This is a genomic window from Jezberella montanilacus (genome assembly GCF_003003055.1).
In the GTDB taxonomy this organism is placed as follows: Bacteria; Pseudomonadota; Gammaproteobacteria; order Burkholderiales; family Burkholderiaceae_B; genus Zwartia; species Zwartia montanilacus.
The window spans coordinates 64,602-82,760 of the sequence record NZ_PVTV01000001.1; the positions used below are offsets into that span (position 1 = coordinate 64,602).

Genomic DNA, 18,159 nt, shown 5'->3' on the forward strand with positions numbered 1-18,159 from the left:
AGGCTCCCCAAAAGGGCACTGGATGATCAGCCCCATATGATAGTCCTCTGGCATTCCAATGTCACAGACTACGCTCTACAATGCCAGTCTTACTGTTATTTGTGTGCTCAATCAAAAATGGCTCAATACGTTTACACCATGCACCGGGTTGGCAAAATCGTGCCCCCCAAGCGTCAGATTCTGCGTGACATTTCTCTTTCATTCTTCCCTGGTGCGAAGATTGGTGTACTTGGTCTGAACGGCTCTGGTAAATCAACATTGTTAAAAATTATGGCGGGTGTTGATAAAGAGATCGAAGGCGAAGCCGTGCCTATGCCAGGTCTGAACATCGGCTACCTCGAGCAAGAACCCAAACTCAACCCTGAGCACACCGTACGCGAAGCAGTTGAAGAGGGGATGGGCGCTGTAGTTGCTGCTCGCAAGAGACTGGATGAAGTCTATGCAGCTTATGCTGAGCCGGACGCTGATTTCGATGCCCTGGCGGCCGAGCAGGCCGATCTGGAAGCCATCATTTCAGCTGCAGCCTCAAGTGGTGCGGATGATACAGAGACACAAATGGAAATCGCTGCCGATGCATTGCGCCTACCGCCTTGGGACGCGAACGTAGGCAAGCTGTCTGGTGGTGAAAAGCGGCGAGTGGCCTTGTGTCGCTTATTGTTATCCAAACCGGACATGTTGCTGCTGGATGAGCCCACTAACCATCTGGATGCCGAGAGCGTTGAGTGGCTTGAGGTTTTTCTGAAAAAATTTCCCGGCACCGTCGTTGGCGTCACGCATGATCGATACTTTCTCGACAATGCTGCTGAATGGATTCTTGAGCTGGACCGTGGACACGGTATCCCCTGGAAAGGCAATTACAGCTCGTGGCTTGAGCAGAAAGACGAGCGCCTGAAGCAAGAAGAGGCAACTGAATCTGCTCGTCAAAAAACCATCAAGAAAGAACTCGAATGGGTTCGCCAAAACGCGAAAGGGCGTCAGGCTAAAGCCAAGGCCCGGATGACGCGTTTTGAAGAACTGTCGTCGCACGAATATCAGAAGCGTAACGAGACATCAGAAATCTTTATCCCCGTCGCCGAGCGGTTGGGTAACGAAGTGTTTGAGTTCAATAATGTCAGTAAGGCTTTTGGTGACCGTCTGCTCATCGATAATTTGAGCTTTAGAGTCCCACCTGGCGCGATCGTTGGGATTATCGGCCCCAACGGTGCAGGGAAGTCGACCTTGTTCAGAATGATTGCAGGTCAGGATACGCCTGACAGCGGCGAAGTCATAGTGGGCAAGACAGTAAACATTGCGTTTGTTGATCAGTCACGCGATGCTTTACCAGATGCAAAAACGGTCTTCGATACGATTTCTGACGGGGCCGATTTGTTAACCGTTGGCCGTTTTGAAATGCCTGCCCGTGCTTATTTGGGACGTTTTAACTTCAAGGGTGGTGATCAAAACAAAACGGTCGGTCAGTTATCTGGTGGCGAGCGCGGTCGGTTGCATCTCGCTAAAACCTTGATCAAAGGCGGAAACGTTTTGTTGCTGGATGAACCGTCAAACGATCTGGACGTTGAAACCTTGCGTGCGCTCGAGGACGCGTTGCTTGAGTTCGCAGGCAGTGTCATGGTGATCAGTCATGATCGTTGGTTCCTGGATCGGATCGCCACGCATATTCTCGCCTTTGAGGGTGATTCTCAGGTCGTATTTTTTGACGGTAATTACCAAGAATACGAAGCTGATAAAAAACGTCGTCTGGGTGAAGCGGGCGCTGCCCCCAAGCGTTTGCGTTACAAGGCTTTGCGATGAGTCGTCCACTTCCTGAAACGCGTGACAAGTTCGCGCATTTTTGCGAAATTACGACTCGCTGGAAAGACAACGACGTATACGGTCACGTCAACAACGTCGTGTATTACTCCTATTTCGACACGTGCGTGACTGGTTACTCGATTGCTCAAGGGGTGCTTGACCCTCAGCACTCACCGACCTTGTGCTTGGTGGTTGAGACGCAATGTCGCTACCACCAGTCTGTGGCTTTCCCAGATATCGTGCATGTCGGCTTACGTGTCGCCAAACTGGGTAACAGTAGCGTTCGTTATGAACTCGGCATTTTTAAAAATGACGAAAACTCAGCGAGTGCTGAAGGTCATTTTGTACACGTTTATGTTGATCGTGACACTAATCGTCCGGTATCGATGCCGGCAGAGGTGGTTCAGGCACTCAGCAAACTGATCCGCCCCTGAAACGGGGCAGATTTGTTTCGGTTTACTTTTGCGGCATCTCGATCTTGACTTCAAGCACCGAGAGATTCCCTTGATTTTCAAGTTGAACCGTGATGTCGTCGGGATTGATGTTGACGTATTTTGAAATCACCGCGATCAACTCTTTTTGCAGAGCCGGTAAGTAGTCGGGTGAGACATTAGAGGAGCCGCGTTCGTGAGCCAGAATGATCTGAAGACGTTCTTTGGCGACATTGGCAGAGGTTTTTCTTTGCCCAAGCAGCATAGACAAAAAAGACATTATTTGCCTCCGAAAATACGCTTGAACAAGCCTGGCTTCTCATAATCGACGAAGCGCAATGGCTTTTCTTCACCCAGGTAACGTGCAACGACGTCCGTGTAGGCCTCTGACACAGCAGTGCCTTTCAGATGGATTGCTGGTAAGCCTTGATTCGATGCCTGTAAAACATCCTCTGACTCGGGAATCACACCGATCAGTTTGATACGCAAGATATCTTCGATATCTTGTAAAGACAGCATCTCGCCATCTTCAACACGCTTGGGGTTGTAGCGAGTGAGCAGCAGGTACTCTTTGATTGGGTCATCGCCTTCGACGGCACGGCGGGACTTTGACGCAAGAATCCCCAGGATACGATCTGAGTCGCGCACCGAAGAGACCTCTGGATTAGTCACAACGATGGCGTCATCAGCAAAATAGGCAGCGAGTAAGGCGCCTGTTTCGATCCCAGCAGGCGAATCACAGACGATGTAATCAAAGCCCATCCCTTTCAGATCATTGATGACTTTCTCAACGCCTTCCTTGGACAAAGCGTCTTTGTCACGGGTTTGAGACGCGGGCAAAACAAAGAGGTTTTCGAGGTTTTTATCTTTAATCAAGGCCTGATTAAGCGTAGCTTCCCCTGTGATGACATTGACAAAGTCATAAACGACCCGTCGCTCGCAGCCCATAATCAAATCAAGATTACGAAGACCCACATCAAAATCGATAACGGCCGTCTTGAAGCCTCGAATAGCTAAACCTGAAGAGAAACTGGCGCTGGTCGTTGTTTTGCCAACACCGCCTTTGCCGGAAGTCACCACCACAATACGAGTCATGACGCTAAAACCTTATGTAAATGAAATAAAAATTGCTGATAAAAAAAACGAAGCTAATGACGCAGAGTGTATCTTACTGGTCAAGCGGTGTGATATTCAGGGCTTGCCCGTCCAGAAAAACCATCGCCGCTTTTTTGTGAACATTAGCAGACAACTTCGTATCGACGACGCGATACACCCCGGCCACCGCGACCAGCTCAGGTTCGAACTGAGTCGTAAAAATCCGAGCGCGCTGATCACCCAGCGCACCCGCCATCGCTTTGCCGCGCAAGGGACCATAAACGTGGATGTTGCCATCTGCAATGACTTCAGCGCCTTGACTCACCAGACCCATGACAATCAGATCTCGCTGACGCGCGTAGATACGCTGTCCCGACCGTAAGGGACCGTGAACCACCATGGTTGTTTGGACAGGCTCGTTGCTGAGAACGGGTACAGGAGCAGGGCTCGGGGGTATAGCGACTGCTGGTAGGGCCTGGCCTGCATTGGCTTCGGGCGCAGCGGGTTTTGGCTCTGAGGCAGGTTTAATCGGACTTGCAGAGAGGTCTACTTCGTTTAAGCCAAAGGCTTTGGCGGTAAATAAATGCTCGCCTGCGGCTGCGACCCCAATGACCGGAAGACGATGCGACTTCAGCGCATTGAGCAGCTTTCCCCAGTCGATGCTGCCTTCAAGGTTAGTGGCATCTATCACCACCGGCTCATCTTCAAAAAAAGTACTCGATTCTTTCATGCGCTTGGCTAAGGTCGAGATCAAGGCTTCGGTATCGCCTTTGTGTAGCACCAGTCGAATTGCATAGAGCGTGGCGCTCTTGAAATCCAGGGCGGGTGTTTCGTTTGTCATGAATTAGCCCAAGTATCTTTAAGCGTGGTGGTTCGATTAAAAACAGGCGCCGAAGCACTAGAGTCCAGTAAATCGGGCGTAAAGTATCCCAAGCGCTCAAATTGCCACAGCACGCCTTTTTCTGCAAGTGTGCCGGGCTCAAGCCAACCGTGAACGATCTCTTTAGAGGCTGGATTAAGGCAAGTCAGAAAATCGCGATCGCCTGCGTCAGGGAATGGTTCCGAAAACAGACGGTCATAGAGACGGAACTCCGTTGCGATCGCACTGAGTGTACTGATCCAGGTGATTGTCCCTTTGACTTTTACTGAATTTGCACCAGCCGTGCCACTTTTAGTGTCGGGATTATATTCAGCGTGAACCTCAATTACGCGCCCAGTTTCATCCTTGACGCATCCAGTGCAGGTGACGATATAGCCGTATTTCAAACGTACTGAATTCCCCGGGAACAGGCGGAAATATTTTGGAGGAGGGACTTCTGCAAAGTCTTCTTCCTCAATCCAGAGCTCACGAGTGAAGGGAAAATTGCGTTGCCCAGCTGACTCGTCGTGCGGATTATTCGGAGCGTGGCAAGGTTCGACTTTGTCTGCCGGAAAGTTCGTGATAACAAGTTTCAGAGGCTTCAAAATGGCGACTGATCGACGGGCGACCGGATCCTGATCTTCGCGCAAAGCTTGATCCAACAAGGCATAATCAATTCGCGAATTGGATTTCGAGACACCTGTGCGTTCGCAGAACAGGCGCAACGCAGAGGCGGTATAGCCGCGCCTTCGCAAACCAGCCAGAGTTGGCATGCGTGGGTCATCCCAACCTTCAACGTGATTGTCTTTTACCAGTTGAAGCAGTTTTCGTTTGCTGGTGACGATATAGCTCATATTCAAACGAGCAAACTCGTACTGTTGCGGAAGCTGAGCCGACAGATGCCCCAGATCTCTCAGCTGTGAGAGTGTCCAGTCATAAAAAGGGCGCTGGTCTTCAAATTCGAGCGTACAGATGCTGTGGGTTATACCCTCCAACGCGTCTTCGATCGGATGGGCAAAGGCATACATTGGATAGACACACCATTTATTGCCGGTACGGTGGTGTTCAGCATGACGAATCCGGTAGATGACTGGATCGCGCATGTTGATATTCGGCGATCTCATATCGATCCGGGCGCGCACGGCCATGCTGCCGTCAGCATGCATGCCAGCGCGCATCGCATCAAATAAGCGCTCGGATTCGACGATCGGACGATCGCGCCAGGGTGAGTCTTTACCCGGCTCAGTCAGAGTCCCGCGCATGTTGCGCATTTCCTCTGGACTTTGCTGGTCGACATAGGCATGACCCGCGCTGATTAGCGAGCGAGCGAACTTGAACATCAACTCGAAATAGTCACTGGCGAAATACAGGTGCTCTTTAGCGTGTGTTGTCCAGTCGAATCCCAGCCACTTGACGGCATCCATGATGGCGTCGACGTATTCCTGGTCTTCTTTCTCAGGATTGGTATCGTCAAATCTGAGGTGGCAGACCCCGCCGTAGTCGCGTGCTAAGCCGAAATTCAGGCAAATGCTTTTAGCATGGCCGATGTGCAGATATCCATTGGGTTCTGGGGGAAACCGGGTCCGAATCCGCGCCGGATCCAGTGGTGCTGTCGCCAGTAAGTCAGCGGTAGCTGGCGCATTTGCCCAACGTTTTTGAGCGAAACGATCTTCTGCAAGATCATCCTCGATGATGTTGCGAAGAAAGTTAGTCGTGACAGAAGCTGCGGGTGGGGCGAAATCGGACGTCATACGGTTTTATGGGTCACTCTTTGCTAGCAAAAGACACATTTTGCCACGTTGCCGACTACACTATGCGCGATCATGGAAATTTCCGCACTTTGGATGGCACGGGCGCAATTTACCCTCAGCCTGAATTTTCTCGTTTTGTTTGCGGCGCTTGCGACAGCGTTGGGTTGGCTGCTTTTCTTTATGCGCTGGCGATCCATTCGGAATCTTGACGGTGGTTGGCAGCCGGCTTACCGCTTTTGGGCCAGAATCTTTGCTCTGACACTCATTATCGCTCTGGGTTGCGCAGTACCATTTTTAGTTGAACTGGGCACTTTATGGCCCAGTTTGCTCGAACGAATCGGCAATGTGGCAGGCCCTTTGCTGGCTGCTAGCATTGTGACCTTCTTTGTGATTAAAGCCGTATTTCTGGGGGTCATGCTCTTTGGCCAAAAACGCGCCTCACCCCTGGGCCATCTGTTCAGTATTTTTATGGTGTCTCTTGGCTTGAGCGCAACCGTGTTCTGGGGCCTTGTTTTGCAATCCTGGACGCTCACCCCCGATGGGGCCACCTTGATTGACGGACGCTACCAGGTTTTTGACTGGGTCGAAGTCGTATTCAATGCCTCACTCGGTTGGCAAGTATTGCTGTTTTTTTCGGGCGCAGGCGTGATATCCGCCTTTTTGCTAATTGGTGTCTCGGCCTGGCAAGCCCTGCGCAGACCACTCGAAGATGGTGAACGCTCGACGTTTATGACCGCTTATTGGCTGGCAATTCTCAGTTTGCTCGTGCTCGGCGTTGCTGTTGACGGTAATGAACGCTTGGTTGCTCAGTATCGACCTGCTGCGGCCGCTGCCGTCATGGGGTATTGGGAGAGAACGTCGACTGAGAGTACTAAGCTCAGTACCCGATGGTTAGGCAGGAACGCCGATGGAACAATGAGAGGCCTTGAACTGCCTGATGGCCAGTCACCGCCCGTTGAATTGTTGTATTGGTTAGCTCGCTGCGCGCTGATCTTGATCTCTGGTCTGGTCTTTCTCCTGATCGTTTTGTCATGGCAACGCACGCGCAAAGGCTCAGACGCATCGAATTACCCGACGTGGTTACTTAGAACTGCAGTTTGGTCTGCCTGGGCAGGTGTTGCCTTGTGGTTTGCGCTCTGGAACATCGTCGATATCAGCCGTTTTCCCTACCTGATATGGGGCACATTGTTGCAAGCGGATTTGGCAACCGAGACTGACGCATTCACTTTGTTGCTGGGGCTCAGTGGCATGATTGTGTGCTACGGACTGCTGACACTAGGCTTTGTTAGCCTGTTGCGACACGCTGCCAGATTTGGTGTTGTCCCAGTTCGAAAACCCGGGGGTCGGTCATGATCTCAACCTTGGCAGGCTCGATGGGAATGGCGGTTACCGACGCTGCGTTCTGGATGCCCTTGCTATTGATGGGCATGCTCTTTTTATTGACTCTGGGTGGTTTGCTGTTTGATGGATTTGATGTGGGTGTGGGCCTATTGCTGGGCGTTGCTCCGTCAGTTGAGCGGGCGAGAATGATGGTTATCTTGTCTCCGTGGCGAGATGCAAACGAGGTGTGGCTGATTTTGGCGCTTGGCTTGTTCTTGGCGGCGTTTCCGCTAGGTTGGTCTGCGGTACTCGGTCATTTGTATGTTCCGCTAACGTTCACGATGTTGGGGACGACCTTGCGTAATGTTGCCTTTGAGTTTCGAATTCGCGCGCCTGCCGAGCAACGAGTGGTTTGGGTAAGGAGATTCTGGTTCGGTTCGCTCTTGACTGCAATTGGGCACGGACTGTTATTGGCGTCGGTTGTAACAGGCTATCAACAAGGGAATGATTCAACTTGGTTTAGTCTGTTTTTAGCGCTTTGCACGGTGGCCGCCTATGCGTTGCTTGGTGCTTGTTGGCTAGTTATGCGCTTGCAGGGTGATCTGCAGCAAAAGGCGGCAGGTTGGGCAAGGCACGCTATTCGCTGGGCCGCGGCTGGCATGGTAGCTGTTGCCGTCGCTCTCGGGCTAGCAAATCCCGCCATCTTCTACAAATGGAGCAATACCACTCGACTGGTTCTCGCCATGCCAATTTGGTTATTAATGCTGGGTTGCTTTGTCGGCATGGATATGGGTCTGCTTCGTGTGACTAAAGCCAAGTATCAAACGCTAGCCTGGACGCCCTTTGCTTTGTGTGTTTTGCTGTTTTTTCTGCTGCTGAGTGGCCTGGCTTACAGTATGTTTCCCTTCGTTATCTTGGATAACATGACCATCTGGGATGCTGCTTCAGCTGTCGGATCGCTGAAACTCATTTTATTGATTACTTTTGTTGCCGTGCCCATCATGGTTCTTTTTAACTTGATGGGATATCGGTCGCTATTTGGTCGGGCACCGTAAGCGGTAGATTCACCTGAACTTCTAACCCCCCCGTGGCGCTTTGCCCGAGAGTCAATGAGCCCGAATGTGCTTGGCTAATGATAACGGCCAATGCCAAACCCAAGCCGACGTTTCCGCTGCGTGTTCGGGCTTGATCCAGTCGAACAAACGGCTCTATTGCCTCTTTGCGCTTGCTTTCGTGTATGCCGGCCCCGTGATCAATGACGCGAAGTACCGCGTCTTGACCTTGTGACGTTAGAGATACTTGCACTGGCGGCCGGCCGTGATGCAGTGCATTTTCAATCAAATTATCAAGTAAACGCGATAGGGCCAGTGAGTCCCCCATCACGAAGCACGAGTAAGGCTTACCGATCAAGCTGACATCACTACCAGCGCTTCGCCAGTTATTAACCCGCTCCGCGACCCAGGCATCCATGCGGATGGGGCGCCGATCGTAGGCGGCGCCATCGGTTCCTCGAAGATATTGAATGAATTGCTCGGCGATGTGTTGCATATCCTCCAGATCTTTTTTGATACCTTCTTTCAAAAGAGTATCGTCGGACATCTCGATACGTAACCACATTCTCGTCATTGGGCCTTTAAGATCATGGGGCAACCCAGCCAGTAGCGTCCGTTTAACAGATTCCGCAGCTGCCAGGGCGTCCAGCATGCCATTGAATCGCTCGCCCAATATGCGGGTCTCCGTCGGGCCAGTCGGCTTGACCCGTATCGGCTGACCTGAGGCAAGCTGGTCGGTGGCGGCCATGAGTTGAGTGATCGGACGGGTGATATGCCATGAAAACCACAGCGCGACAAGCGTCAGCGCCGCAAGTGCCCCCATCCACAAAGTGACCAGTCGAATCTGGACTGGTGGATCGATCAAGTTAATCGGAATGACCAGCCAATCTCGATGTGTAGTTTGGCTATCAAGGGCCTTTTGATTTTTAACTGAAACGAAGAACTGTGCGTCGGATCCGCGAGAAAGGGCGATACGGGTACCAGGACTCAATTCTGTTTTTAGCTTGACGACCAGACCTTGCAAACTTTGACGCACCTCGTCCATCGTGATCGACTGTTCTCCCGGCTCGCCGCTGGAGGTTCGGTGCGGAAAGTAAACATTAGCTGGTAGCCGCCCACTGATAATCTGCCATTGACCACCTGTCGCATGTTTAACGAACTCACGTCTTTCCTGGCTCGGTAAATCTTCAACTGCAGTTTGGATGGTGTGAATCGTCGTTGCAATTAACTGCATAGCAACGGTATTCGTGTGATTGCTACGGTACAAATATAGCCAGTAAGTGGTGATTGCCTGCATGGTTAAGGCAGTGATCAACACGAGCATTATCAGTCTCGTTCGCAAAGAGAGCAGCAGGACGCGTTTAAGATATTTCAAGGCGAGAAGCGATAGCCGGTACCCCAAACGGTTTGTATCCATCTGGGTTGTTTAGGGTCAACTTCAATGACTCGACGCAAACGTAAAATGGCGATATCGATCGCCCTGTCGTTTCGCTCACCGTTTTCGTCGTCACGTGCGAGCAACAACAGTCGCTCGCGCGATAAAGCTTTGCCTGAGTTTTTGATCAGGGCTTCCAGCAAGTTAATTTCACCGCCAGTCAGTTTGACAATCTCGTTGTCCTGGGTGAGTTGCCGGGTGGCATAGTCAAACACGAAACGACCAAAACTGACCGACTGATCCTGCTGGAGGGACGAGGGGCCTTGTTTGCGTCTGAGTATGGCTTCGATCCGTGCAAGTAACTCTCGAGGATCGAACGGTTTACCCAAATAGTCGTCGGCGCCCGCTTTCAGACCTGCGATTTTTTCTTGTATGGTGTCTTTAGCGGTGAGCAGGATGATCGGTATATCCTCACCCCGATCGCGCAAACGTTTGCAAGCGTCTAATCCATCGATGCCTGGCATCATCCGATCCAGCACGATCAGCGCTGGATTGAAACGTTGAATCTTCGCGTCCAGATCAGTGGCGTCGGGCGCAATGAGGGTGTCATAGTCGTGTTTGTTGAGGTAGTCCGCCAGCAACTGCCGCAAGGCAGGATCGTCATCCACGACAAGCAATTTGATTCTTGGATTCATAATCGGGGATGTTACTGAATAATGGTTCGGGTTTGCCAAATATTTTGTCGCAACCCCACTTTTACCCGCCCGCACAAGCATAAACTGACGGATGTCCCAATCTTTAGCAGGTAGCGTTCGAATGTCTGAGCACAGCGCGCTTGACGTCTTGCAGCGCGTCTTCGGTTATGAGTCGTTTCGTGGTGAGCAAGCCGCGATTATTGATCATGTTGTCAGCGGCGGCGATGCTTTGGTATTGATGCCGACCGGGGGTGGTAAATCCCTTTGCTATCAAATACCTGCGCTCGTTAGGCCTGGTGTCGGTGTGGTGTTATCCCCTCTGATTGCTTTAATGCAGGATCAGGTAGATGCACTCACTGAATTGGGCGTTCGAGCGGCTTTTTTAAATTCAACTCAAGATTGGCAACGTGGTCGCGAAGTTGAGCAGGCTTTCTTAAAGGGTGAGATTGATCTGTTGTATGTCGCCCCCGAACGTTTGCTGACGGATCGTTGCCTCGATTTGTTATCAAGGGGCCGCATCGCCTTGTTTGCCATTGATGAGGCGCATTGCGTTTCTCAGTGGGGGCATGATTTTCGTCCTGAATATCTTGGCTTATCCATCTTGCACGAACGATGGCCCGACATCCCCCGCATCGCCTTAACGGCGACGGCTACCGAATTCACTCGCCGCGAGATTGCTCAGCGACTGGCACTCGATGACGCAGAGCATTTTGTCTCCAGTTTTGATCGTCCTAATATCCGCTATCAGATTGTAGAAAAACAAGATGCTCGCAAACAACTTTTGCGTTTGATTCAGCAAGATCACGCCGGTGACGCTGGTATCGTTTATTGCCTGTCACGAAACAAAGTGGAGGAAACCGCTGAATTTCTTTGCGCTCACGGCATTACCGCTTTGGCATATCACGCTGGCTTAAGCGCGACCCTAAGATCGCAGAATCAAGCGCGGTTTTTGCGCGAAGACAGTGTGGTGATGGTCGCGACGATTGCCTTTGGTATGGGCATTGACAAGCCTGACGTCAGATTTGTCGCTCATGTCGACATGCCAAAATCGATAGAAGGCTACTATCAAGAGACGGGCCGTGCCGGTCGCGATGGCTTGGCCGCTTCTGCTTGGTTGGCCTATGGGCTGCAGGATGTCGTGCAGCAACGTCGCATGATTGACGAATCGAGCGGCGATGAGGTGTTTCGGCGTCGGCTGGGTCAACAACTCGATGCCATGTTGAGCCTATGTGAGGCGATCGGTTGTCGCCGCCAGCGCTTGCTGCAGTATTTTGGTCAAACCATCGAGTTTTGCGGTAATTGTGATAACTGCTTAATGCCACCGGACGCCTGGGATGGCACAGTCGCCGCACAAAAATTACTGTCTGCCGTCTTTCGCTTGATGAATGAGCGGGGTCAGCGCTATGGTGCTGGTCATTTGATCGACATACTGAGAGGTAAACAAACCCCACGCGTGCTTGAGCAGGATCATGCCTCTTTGTCTGTTTTCGGAATTGGGCAAGATTTGTCGGAACAAAATTGGCGCAGCGTGCTACGGCAATTGTTGGCTCAGGGATTTTTGATGGTCGATCACGAAGGTTACGGCACCTTAGCGTTGACTGATAGTGCTAGAAAAGTCTTAAAAGGCGAGCAGACCTTGTTGCTGCGACGAGAGGTGGCACGACCAGCCAAGGGCAGTGCTCCGCGACCCAAACCGCTTCATCCGGATTTACCGAATCGGGCGATTGCTTTATACGAAAGTTTGCGCCAGTGGCGAGCGGCCGTTGCACGCGATCACGGTGTCCCAGCCTATGTAATTTTTCATGACGCCACACTACGTGAGATTGCGATTACACGCCCAGTGGACTTAAACGCTTTGTCACATATCACAGGGGTGGGGGCTCGCAAGCTCGAAGCCTATGGGCAGTTGCTGCTGGCGTGCATTGCCAGAGAAGCCGCCTAAAGTGGCAAGGAGGGTTGCTCTCCTGAGCGACCAGCGGGTGGTGTTAAACCAAGATGTCGCCAGGTTGTCTGGGTTGCCATCCTGCCGCGGTTAGTTCGCTGCAAATAGCCATGTTGAATCAAATAGGGCTCGATCACGTCTTCAATCGTGTCGCGTGCCTCGCCAATTGCTGCAGCCAGACTGTCTACTCCAACCGGACCACCGTCAAATTTATGAACAATGGCCTCGAGCAGTTTACGATCCATCAGATCTAAACCCTGAGGGTCGACCTCAAGCATGACTAGCGCTCTGGCTGCAACGTCGTTGTCTATTGTGCCGTTGGATTTCACCTGAGCGTAGTCTCTCACGCGTCGCAATAAACGATTGGCTATCCGAGGGGTGCCGCGCGCGCGCTTGGCGATCTCGGCTGCGCCTTCAGGCGTAATGGGTGCTTGTAACAAGTTTGCACTGCGAGTGACGATCCGGGTGAGTTCCTCTGGCGAATAAAACTCTAGCCGCGAGACGATGCCGAAACGGTCTCTGAGTGGATTGGTCAGCATCCCCGCCCGCGTTGTTGCCCCGACGAGCGTGAAGGGCTGAAGGTCGAGTTTGACGCTCCGAGCAGCTGGGCCTTCACCGATCAAAATATCGATCTGAAAGTCTTCTAGTGCTGGATAAAGGATCTCTTCGACCACCGGAGAGAGTCGATGGATTTCGTCAATGAATAAAACGTCGTTGCGCTCGAGATTGGTCAACAAGGCCGCCAGATCGCCCGGGCGCTCCAGCACAGGTCCTGAAGTCTGGCGCAGATTGACGCCCATTTCGTACGCAACAATGTGGGCAAGGGTCGTTTTGCCCAGTCCGGGTGGGCCGAACAACAGAACGTGATCTAGCGACTCGTTTCGGTTACGGGCTGCCGAGATGAAAATTTCAAGCTGTTCTCGAACCCGTTGCTGGCCAACATATTCTTGAAGGGCTTTCGGCCGCAAGGCTCTCTCTATCGATTCTTCTTGAGGAGTTATCGCCTGCGGTGCCACAATCCGACTGTTGTCAGGGTGAGAAGACAGCGAATCTGATTGTATTGCCATAAAAAATAGAGCCTCTGCTCAAACCATTTGCAAGAATCGTACACTATCCCACTGATCTTATTAACTGCCAGAGGAAATCATGACTTTAATTTTGCCCACTTTTGACGACGTCGCAAAAGCTTCTGAAATCCTGAAGGGGGTTGCCCATCGGACCCCCGTGTTGACATCCAGAACCGCTGACAGTCAAACCGGCGCAAAAATATTTTTTAAAGCAGAAAATTATCAGCGTATGGGGGCGTTTAAATTTCGCGGCGGCTATAACGCGATTGCCAGCTTGAACGACGAGCAGCGTGCCAAAGGCGTGCTTGCGTATTCATCCGGCAACCATGCTCAAGCGATTGCCTTATCGGGCCAGTTGCTGGGTGTGAAAACAGTCATCCTCATGCCTGAGGATGCCCCTGCGGCCAAGAAGGCAGCCACTGAGGGGTATGGGGCGACGGTTGTCACCTACGATCGCTATACGCAAAGCCGCGAAGAACTCGCCCGCGCCATGCAAGAAGAGACGGGCATGACGGTCGTCCCGCCCTACGATCATTTTCATGTCATCGCTGGGCAAGGCACTGCTGCGAAAGAGTTGATTGAGGACGTGGGGGAGCTAGACTACCTGCTTGTGTGTGTCGGTGGCGGCGGGTTGTTGGCAGGATGCGCTCTAGCGGCAAAAGGCCTAAGCCCCAATTGCCAGGTGTTTGGTGTTGAGCCAGAGGCTGGTAATGATGGTCAGCAGTCTTTTCGTCAGGGTGAGATCGTGTCCATCGCAACCCCCAGATCTATCGCTGATGGCGCTTTAACAAACTACCTGGGTCAATTGACTTTCGCTATCATCCAAGACAAGGTGACTGATATGTTGACGGTTAGTGATGCACAGCTTATTCAAACCATGAAGTTTTTTGGTGAACGCATGAAGATGGTCGTCGAGCCAACGGGATGTCTGGCTGCTGCTGCGATCCTGCACGGCGCGTTAAAAGTTCCTGCTGGATCAAGGGTTGGTGTTATCCTTAGCGGCGGTAATGTGGATCTGAACGCTTACGCTGGTTTTTTGTCTCAAACCGCTTAGGTCAAACCACGAAGCTTTAAAGGATCTCAAATGCGCGTGCTCGTGATTGGTGGGACTGGATTTATTGGTCGACAGTTAGTGGGACGTTTAGTCGCGAACGGGCATACGGTGCATGTGCCAACACGACGCTACGCGCAGGGCCGTGAGCTGCTGGTCTATCCAACAGTGACGGTGCTTGAAGCCAATGTCCAGGACGACGCTGTTTTGCAGGGCTTGGTTGCAAGTTGCGATGCCGTGATTAATCTAGTCGGTATTCTTCATAGTCGCTCAGGGATGCCTTTCGGTGCAGATTTCGATCAGGCACATGTTCAATTACCCAGGCGCATAGCGCTTGCTTGTAAGCAAGCCCAGGTTACCCGACTGATTCACGTCAGTGCACTGGGCGCCAGCACGACTGGCCCAAGCGCTTATCTGAGATCTAAAGCGGCGGGCGAAAAAGTCTTGCAGGATATCTTTGCGAACTGGTCTGATGGTCATTGCACCATCATGCGTCCTTCGGTGGTTTTCGGTGCGGAGGATCAGTTCATGAATATGTTTGCAACTTTAGCTAAATGGTTTCCCGCCCTACCACTGGCTGGCTCTAAGGCCAGATTGCAACCCGTCTTTGTCGAGGATGTTGCTCAAGCCATCGTCAATGCTCTTCAAAATACTCACACTTACGGTCACACCTACGATCTAGTTGGTCCGCGTGTTTACACACTCGGCGAGTTAGTTAGTCTGGCGGCAATCTGGTCCGGGCACCCCAGATCGATCATCCCCATGCCCTTTTTTATTGGTCAATTACAGGCGTTCTTCTTCGAATGTCTGCCGGGCGCACCACTCATGTCCAGAGATAATCTGGATTCGCTGACTGTGGATAACGTGAGTGTCAATGGCATCGATCCAATCCTGGGCGTTGTGCCTACACCGTTAGAATCCGTCGCGCCGAATTATTTGAACAAGTAATCCTGGACGCGACTAGCGTGCCAATCCTTTGAGCGCCAGCCGAATGCCGTCCGAAACACTGATATCCTCGGGCAGGTTTTTAGTAGCCAGCAGCGCTTCTTTTTCTGAGTAGCCTAAGGCGGTCAAGGCGTGCAGGATATCCGTCTGGCCACCCCTTACTTGAGGGGCGCCAACCCCAAGATCGGCACCTAGTTTGCCCTTCATCTCAAGCAGCAGTCGCTCTGCCGTTTTTTTGCCTATGCCCGGCACTCTGATCAAAGGTGCCGTGTCCTGCATGGTGATTGCCTGAGCCAGTTCAGCAGAGGTCATACCTGACAAGACCGCCAGAGCCGTTCGAGCCCCGATACCGGTGACCTTAGTGATTTCACGAAAAGTTTGGCGCTCTTCAGCCGTCGCGAAACCAAAGAGTAAATGTGCGTCCTCACGCACGACCAGATGTGTCAGTAAAGTGGTCGTCTGACCGAGCTCTGGTAGCAAGTAAAAGGTGGTCATCGACACGTCTAATTCGTAGCCGACCCCACCTACGTCAAGCCCCACCTTTGGCGGCGCTTTTTCGTAAAGTTTCCCAGTCAGTCGTCCGATCATTTTTTAGTGTCCTAAGTAATTAGCCAAGCATACGACCAGCGCGAACTTTGGTACGACCGCGTGAGCTGCGGGCGGCATAGTTCAGCTCGGCGATTTTCTCAGAGATTGGTGAGATGTGCGCGTGGCAAATGGCGCAAGCGAGGGCATCGGCTGAATCTGGTGCTGGTATGCCATCAAGATTGAGCAGACGCTGCACCATCATTTGAACCTGTTCTTTTGCCGCGCGACCAGCGCCGACGACAGATTTTTTGATTTGTAATGCTGTGTATTCGTGAACAGCCAGTCCTCTGTCTGCCAGTGCGCACAGCGCCGCACCCCTTGCTTGACCAAGCAGCAACGTAGAGGCCGGGTTGGTATTCATAAAAACGATTTCCATTGCGGATACGTCGGGTTGATGTTGCTCGACAACCTCCCGCAGATTATCCAAAATCACCTTTAGCCGTAACGGCAATGTCACGTCGGTGGGCACGACGATTGTGCCACTGGCGACGTAAGTCAGTTTTGAACCGCGCACCTCAATTACACCGAACCCAGTGCGTCTTAAACCCGGGTCAACCCCCAGTATGCGCATCACAGACTCATCAATGCCGGAAGTGACGCATAGCGGTCAGCACCATGACGATATCGTGTTCGTTAGCCGCCGCAATCACTTCATCGTCTCGCATACTGCCACCGGGCTGGATGACGCAAGTCGCGCCTGCCTTCACGACCACATCGAGCCCATCACGGAAGGGGAAAAACGCGTCTGAAGCGACCGCAGAACCCTGCAGGCTGAGGCCAGCATTTTCAGCTTTGATTGAGGCAATACGGGCTGAATCAATTCGACTCATCTGACCCGCACCAACCCCCAAGGTCATGCCGTTGCCGACGAACACAATCGCATTGGATTTCACGTACTTCGCGACCTTCCAGGCGAACATTAAATCTTGCAATTGTTCAGCGGTTGGCTGACGTTTTGAAGCAACCACTAAATCAGCCAGCGCTAGCTTTTTAGCGTCAGGGGTTTGAACCAGCCATCCACCACCTACCCGTTTGACATCAATGTCGTTTTGCCCAGCACCCATGGGTATTGTTAAAACACGAACATTCTTTTTGGCCGCGAATATCGCTAAGGCGTCTGCATCGTAGCCGGGCGCCAGGACGACCTCGAGAAACTGTGCACTGACTGTCTGTGCAGTGGCTGCGTCGATTGGTCGGTTAAACGCGATGATGCCGCCAAAGGCCGATGTCGTGTCCGTTTTGAGTGCCTTGATATAAGCCTCGTGTACGTTGCTGGCGATGGCTACGCCACACGGATTGGCGTGCTTGACAATGACGCAAGCGGGCTCGTCAAAGCTACGCACGCAATCCCATGCTGCATCTGAATCAGCGATGTTGTTGTATGACAGTTCTTTACCTTGCAACTGTTTGAAATTCGCCATGAGACCAGCTGGGCAAAACGGATCTACATAAAACGACGCAATTTGTTGAGCGTTTTCACCGTAACGCAGTCCTTGTTTCTGGTAGACCTGTAAGGTCAGTACATCAGGCCAAATGTTGCGTTCAGGTGGGATATCCTGCTCTGGTTCGGCGTTGGCGAGACTACTCATGTAGGCGGCAATCGCACCGTCGTAAGCGCTCGTATGTGCATAGACTTTAGCTGCCAGGGATAAGCGCAGACCAAAGGATGTGCCGCCCGTGGGGCCGTCCATTTCTTTCAGGACAGTCGCATAGTCGGCCGGGTCGATCACGACCGTGATGCCACCTTCGCGTGTGCCGTGATTTTTTGCCGCCGCACGCAACATCGCAGGACCGCCAATATCAATATTTTCAACTGCATCAGCGAAGCTGCAATCGATTTTTGCAACCGTTTCGCGGAAGGGATAAAGATTCACAACCAGCAAATCAATCGCATCAATGCCGTGCTTTTTGATTGTGCGCAGATGCTCAGCGCTGTCACGTCTGGCGAGCAGGCCACCGTGAATTTTTGGATGCAATGTTTTGACACGACCATCCAGAATCTCTGGCGATCCCGTGTGGTCTGCCACCTCGGTAACGGTTAAGCCTGCTTGAGCGAGCAATTTTGCTGTACCACCAGTTGATAGCAGGCGGACGCCTCGTGCAGCGAGCTCTTTCGCGAAATCAACAACACCGGTTTTATCAGATACAGAAATCAGAGCAGTTTGGATTTTCATTATTTAGGGCAGAAAACAAAGTT

The 18,159-nt window shown here is 52.0% G+C and carries 17 protein-coding genes; 7 read left to right on the top strand and 10 right to left on the bottom strand.

Features of this window, described 5'->3' with window-relative positions; genetic code table 11:
• Window positions 1-117 precede the first annotated feature (117 nt).
• Both ettA and BCM14_RS00310 read left to right on the top strand, forming a co-directional pair.
• Window positions 118-1,791: an energy-dependent translational throttle protein EttA gene (gene ettA / locus BCM14_RS00305; protein ID WP_106226004.1), complete on the top strand. Its 1,674-nt coding sequence runs from the start codon at window positions 118-120 to the stop codon at window positions 1,789-1,791.
• The gene (locus BCM14_RS00310) at window positions 1,788-2,225 is read left to right on the top strand and encodes an acyl-CoA thioesterase (RefSeq protein WP_106226005.1); all 438 of its coding nucleotides are present in this window, start codon (window positions 1,788-1,790) and stop codon (window positions 2,223-2,225) included. Before ettA ends, BCM14_RS00310 begins: the two co-directional genes overlap by 4 nt.
• 22 nt (window positions 2,226-2,247) lie before the next feature.
• Here the strand turns inward: BCM14_RS00310 and minE are convergent, their stop codons facing one another.
• The 4 genes from minE to BCM14_RS00330 form a co-directional block, all read right to left on the bottom strand.
• Complete coding sequence (minE, locus tag BCM14_RS00315; RefSeq protein ID WP_106226006.1) at window positions 2,248-2,502, bottom strand: cell division topological specificity factor MinE; 255 nt, start codon at window positions 2,500-2,502, stop codon at window positions 2,248-2,250.
• Window positions 2,502-3,317, bottom strand: coding sequence for a septum site-determining protein MinD (gene minD / locus BCM14_RS00320; protein WP_106226007.1), 816 nt, complete (start codon window positions 3,315-3,317; stop codon window positions 2,502-2,504). Before minD ends, minE begins: the two co-directional genes overlap by 1 nt.
• Before the next feature lie 73 nt (window positions 3,318-3,390).
• The gene (minC, locus tag BCM14_RS00325; RefSeq protein ID WP_106226008.1) at window positions 3,391-4,158 is read right to left on the bottom strand and encodes a septum site-determining protein MinC; all 768 of its coding nucleotides are present in this window, start codon (window positions 4,156-4,158) and stop codon (window positions 3,391-3,393) included.
• The gene (locus BCM14_RS00330; protein ID WP_106226009.1) at window positions 4,155-5,927 is read right to left on the bottom strand and encodes a glutamine--tRNA ligase/YqeY domain fusion protein; all 1,773 of its coding nucleotides are present in this window, start codon (window positions 5,925-5,927) and stop codon (window positions 4,155-4,157) included. Before BCM14_RS00330 ends, minC begins: the two co-directional genes overlap by 4 nt.
• Before the next feature lie 72 nt (window positions 5,928-5,999).
• Here BCM14_RS00330 and BCM14_RS00335 point away from each other — a divergent pair, with 72 nt between their 5' ends.
• Together BCM14_RS00335 and BCM14_RS00340 are read left to right on the top strand one after the other, a co-directional pair.
• A complete protein-coding gene (locus tag BCM14_RS00335; RefSeq protein ID WP_106226010.1) occupies window positions 6,000-7,280 on the top strand; it encodes a cytochrome ubiquinol oxidase subunit I in 1,281 nt (426 codons plus the stop codon).
• A complete protein-coding gene (locus tag BCM14_RS00340) occupies window positions 7,277-8,302 on the top strand; it encodes a cytochrome d ubiquinol oxidase subunit II (protein WP_106226011.1) in 1,026 nt (341 codons plus the stop codon). The genes BCM14_RS00335 and BCM14_RS00340 overlap by 4 nt, the downstream gene beginning before the upstream one ends.
• Here the strand turns inward: BCM14_RS00340 and BCM14_RS00345 are convergent.
• Together BCM14_RS00345 and BCM14_RS00350 are read right to left on the bottom strand one after the other, a co-directional pair.
• Entirely contained in the window at window positions 8,259-9,623 is a 1,365-nt protein-coding gene (locus BCM14_RS00345) for an ATP-binding protein (protein WP_259673312.1), read from the bottom strand. The two genes, BCM14_RS00340 and BCM14_RS00345, sit on opposite strands and share 44 nt — an antisense overlap.
• A 47-nt stretch (window positions 9,624-9,670) precedes the next feature.
• Entirely contained in the window at window positions 9,671-10,372 is a 702-nt protein-coding gene (locus tag BCM14_RS00350) for a response regulator (protein ID WP_106226041.1), read from the bottom strand.
• 118 nt (window positions 10,373-10,490) lie between these two features.
• Here BCM14_RS00350 and recQ point away from each other — a divergent pair, with 118 nt between their 5' ends.
• Entirely contained in the window at window positions 10,491-12,311 is a 1,821-nt protein-coding gene (recQ, locus tag BCM14_RS00355) for a DNA helicase RecQ (RefSeq protein ID WP_106226013.1), read from the top strand.
• On the opposite strand, the gene ruvB is transcribed toward recQ, so the two are convergent.
• Window positions 12,308-13,378 (bottom strand): Holliday junction branch migration DNA helicase RuvB, encoded by a 1,071-nt coding sequence (gene ruvB, locus BCM14_RS00360; RefSeq protein WP_106226014.1) that lies wholly within the window; start codon window positions 13,376-13,378, stop codon window positions 12,308-12,310. The genes recQ and ruvB overlap by 4 nt on opposite strands.
• A gap of 79 nt (window positions 13,379-13,457) precedes the next feature.
• On the opposite strand from ruvB, the gene BCM14_RS00365 reads away from it, so the two are divergent.
• Both BCM14_RS00365 and BCM14_RS00370 read left to right on the top strand, forming a co-directional pair.
• A complete protein-coding gene (locus BCM14_RS00365) occupies window positions 13,458-14,432 on the top strand; it encodes a threo-3-hydroxy-L-aspartate ammonia-lyase (protein WP_106226015.1) in 975 nt (324 codons plus the stop codon).
• A 30-nt stretch (window positions 14,433-14,462) separates the two neighbouring features.
• Window positions 14,463-15,377, top strand: coding sequence for a complex I NDUFA9 subunit family protein (locus tag BCM14_RS00370; RefSeq protein WP_106226016.1), 915 nt, complete (start codon window positions 14,463-14,465; stop codon window positions 15,375-15,377).
• Window positions 15,378-15,389: 12 nt separating this feature from the next.
• On the opposite strand, the gene ruvA is transcribed toward BCM14_RS00370, so the two are convergent.
• Genes ruvA through purH form a run of 3 tightly spaced genes read right to left on the bottom strand, consistent with a single transcriptional unit; the run spans window position 15,390 to window position 18,136 of the window.
• On the bottom strand, window positions 15,390-15,962 hold the full coding sequence (gene ruvA, locus BCM14_RS00375; RefSeq protein ID WP_106226017.1) for a Holliday junction branch migration protein RuvA: 573 nt from the start codon (window positions 15,960-15,962) through the stop codon (window positions 15,390-15,392).
• Between the two features lie 19 nt (window positions 15,963-15,981).
• Window positions 15,982-16,533, bottom strand: a complete 552-nt coding sequence (gene ruvC, locus BCM14_RS00380; protein WP_106226018.1) for a crossover junction endodeoxyribonuclease RuvC — start codon at window positions 16,531-16,533, stop codon at window positions 15,982-15,984.
• A 10-nt stretch (window positions 16,534-16,543) separates the two neighbouring features.
• Window positions 16,544-18,136, bottom strand: a complete 1,593-nt coding sequence (gene purH / locus BCM14_RS00385) for a bifunctional phosphoribosylaminoimidazolecarboxamide formyltransferase/IMP cyclohydrolase (protein ID WP_106226019.1) — start codon at window positions 18,134-18,136, stop codon at window positions 16,544-16,546.
• Between the last annotated feature and the right edge of the window lie 23 nt (window positions 18,137-18,159).

Excerpts from the sequence above, each read along its gene's own strand:
- BCM14_RS00365 (WP_106226015.1), top strand. The coding sequence starts at position 13,458 with ATGACTTTAATTTTGCCCACTTTTGACGACGTCGCAAAAGCTTCTGAA.
- ruvB (WP_106226014.1), bottom strand. The coding sequence starts at position 13,378 with ATGGCAATACAATCAGATTCGCTGTCTTCTCACCCTGACAACAGTCGG.
- BCM14_RS00310 (WP_106226005.1), top strand. The coding sequence starts at position 1,788 with ATGAGTCGTCCACTTCCTGAAACGCGTGACAAGTTCGCGCATTTTTGC.
- BCM14_RS00335 (WP_106226010.1), top strand. The coding sequence starts at position 6,000 with ATGGAAATTTCCGCACTTTGGATGGCACGGGCGCAATTTACCCTCAGC.
- ruvC (WP_106226018.1), bottom strand. The coding sequence starts at position 16,533 with ATGCGCATACTGGGGGTTGACCCGGGTTTAAGACGCACTGGGTTCGGT.
- purH (WP_106226019.1), bottom strand. The coding sequence starts at position 18,136 with ATGAAAATCCAAACTGCTCTGATTTCTGTATCTGATAAAACCGGTGTT.
- BCM14_RS00345 (WP_259673312.1), bottom strand. The coding sequence starts at position 9,623 with ATGCTCGTGTTGATCACTGCCTTAACCATGCAGGCAATCACCACTTAC.
- minE (WP_106226006.1), bottom strand. The coding sequence starts at position 2,502 with ATGTCTTTTTTGTCTATGCTGCTTGGGCAAAGAAAAACCTCTGCCAAT.
- recQ (WP_106226013.1), top strand. The coding sequence starts at position 10,491 with ATGTCTGAGCACAGCGCGCTTGACGTCTTGCAGCGCGTCTTCGGTTAT.
- BCM14_RS00340 (WP_106226011.1), top strand. The coding sequence starts at position 7,277 with ATGATCTCAACCTTGGCAGGCTCGATGGGAATGGCGGTTACCGACGCT.
- minC (WP_106226008.1), bottom strand. The coding sequence starts at position 4,158 with ATGACAAACGAAACACCCGCCCTGGATTTCAAGAGCGCCACGCTCTAT.
- BCM14_RS00330 (WP_106226009.1), bottom strand. The coding sequence starts at position 5,927 with ATGACGTCCGATTTCGCCCCACCCGCAGCTTCTGTCACGACTAACTTT.
- BCM14_RS00370 (WP_106226016.1), top strand. The coding sequence starts at position 14,463 with ATGCGCGTGCTCGTGATTGGTGGGACTGGATTTATTGGTCGACAGTTA.
- ruvA (WP_106226017.1), bottom strand. The coding sequence starts at position 15,962 with ATGATCGGACGACTGACTGGGAAACTTTACGAAAAAGCGCCGCCAAAG.
- ettA (WP_106226004.1), top strand. The coding sequence starts at position 118 with ATGGCTCAATACGTTTACACCATGCACCGGGTTGGCAAAATCGTGCCC.
- minD (WP_106226007.1), bottom strand. The coding sequence starts at position 3,317 with ATGACTCGTATTGTGGTGGTGACTTCCGGCAAAGGCGGTGTTGGCAAA.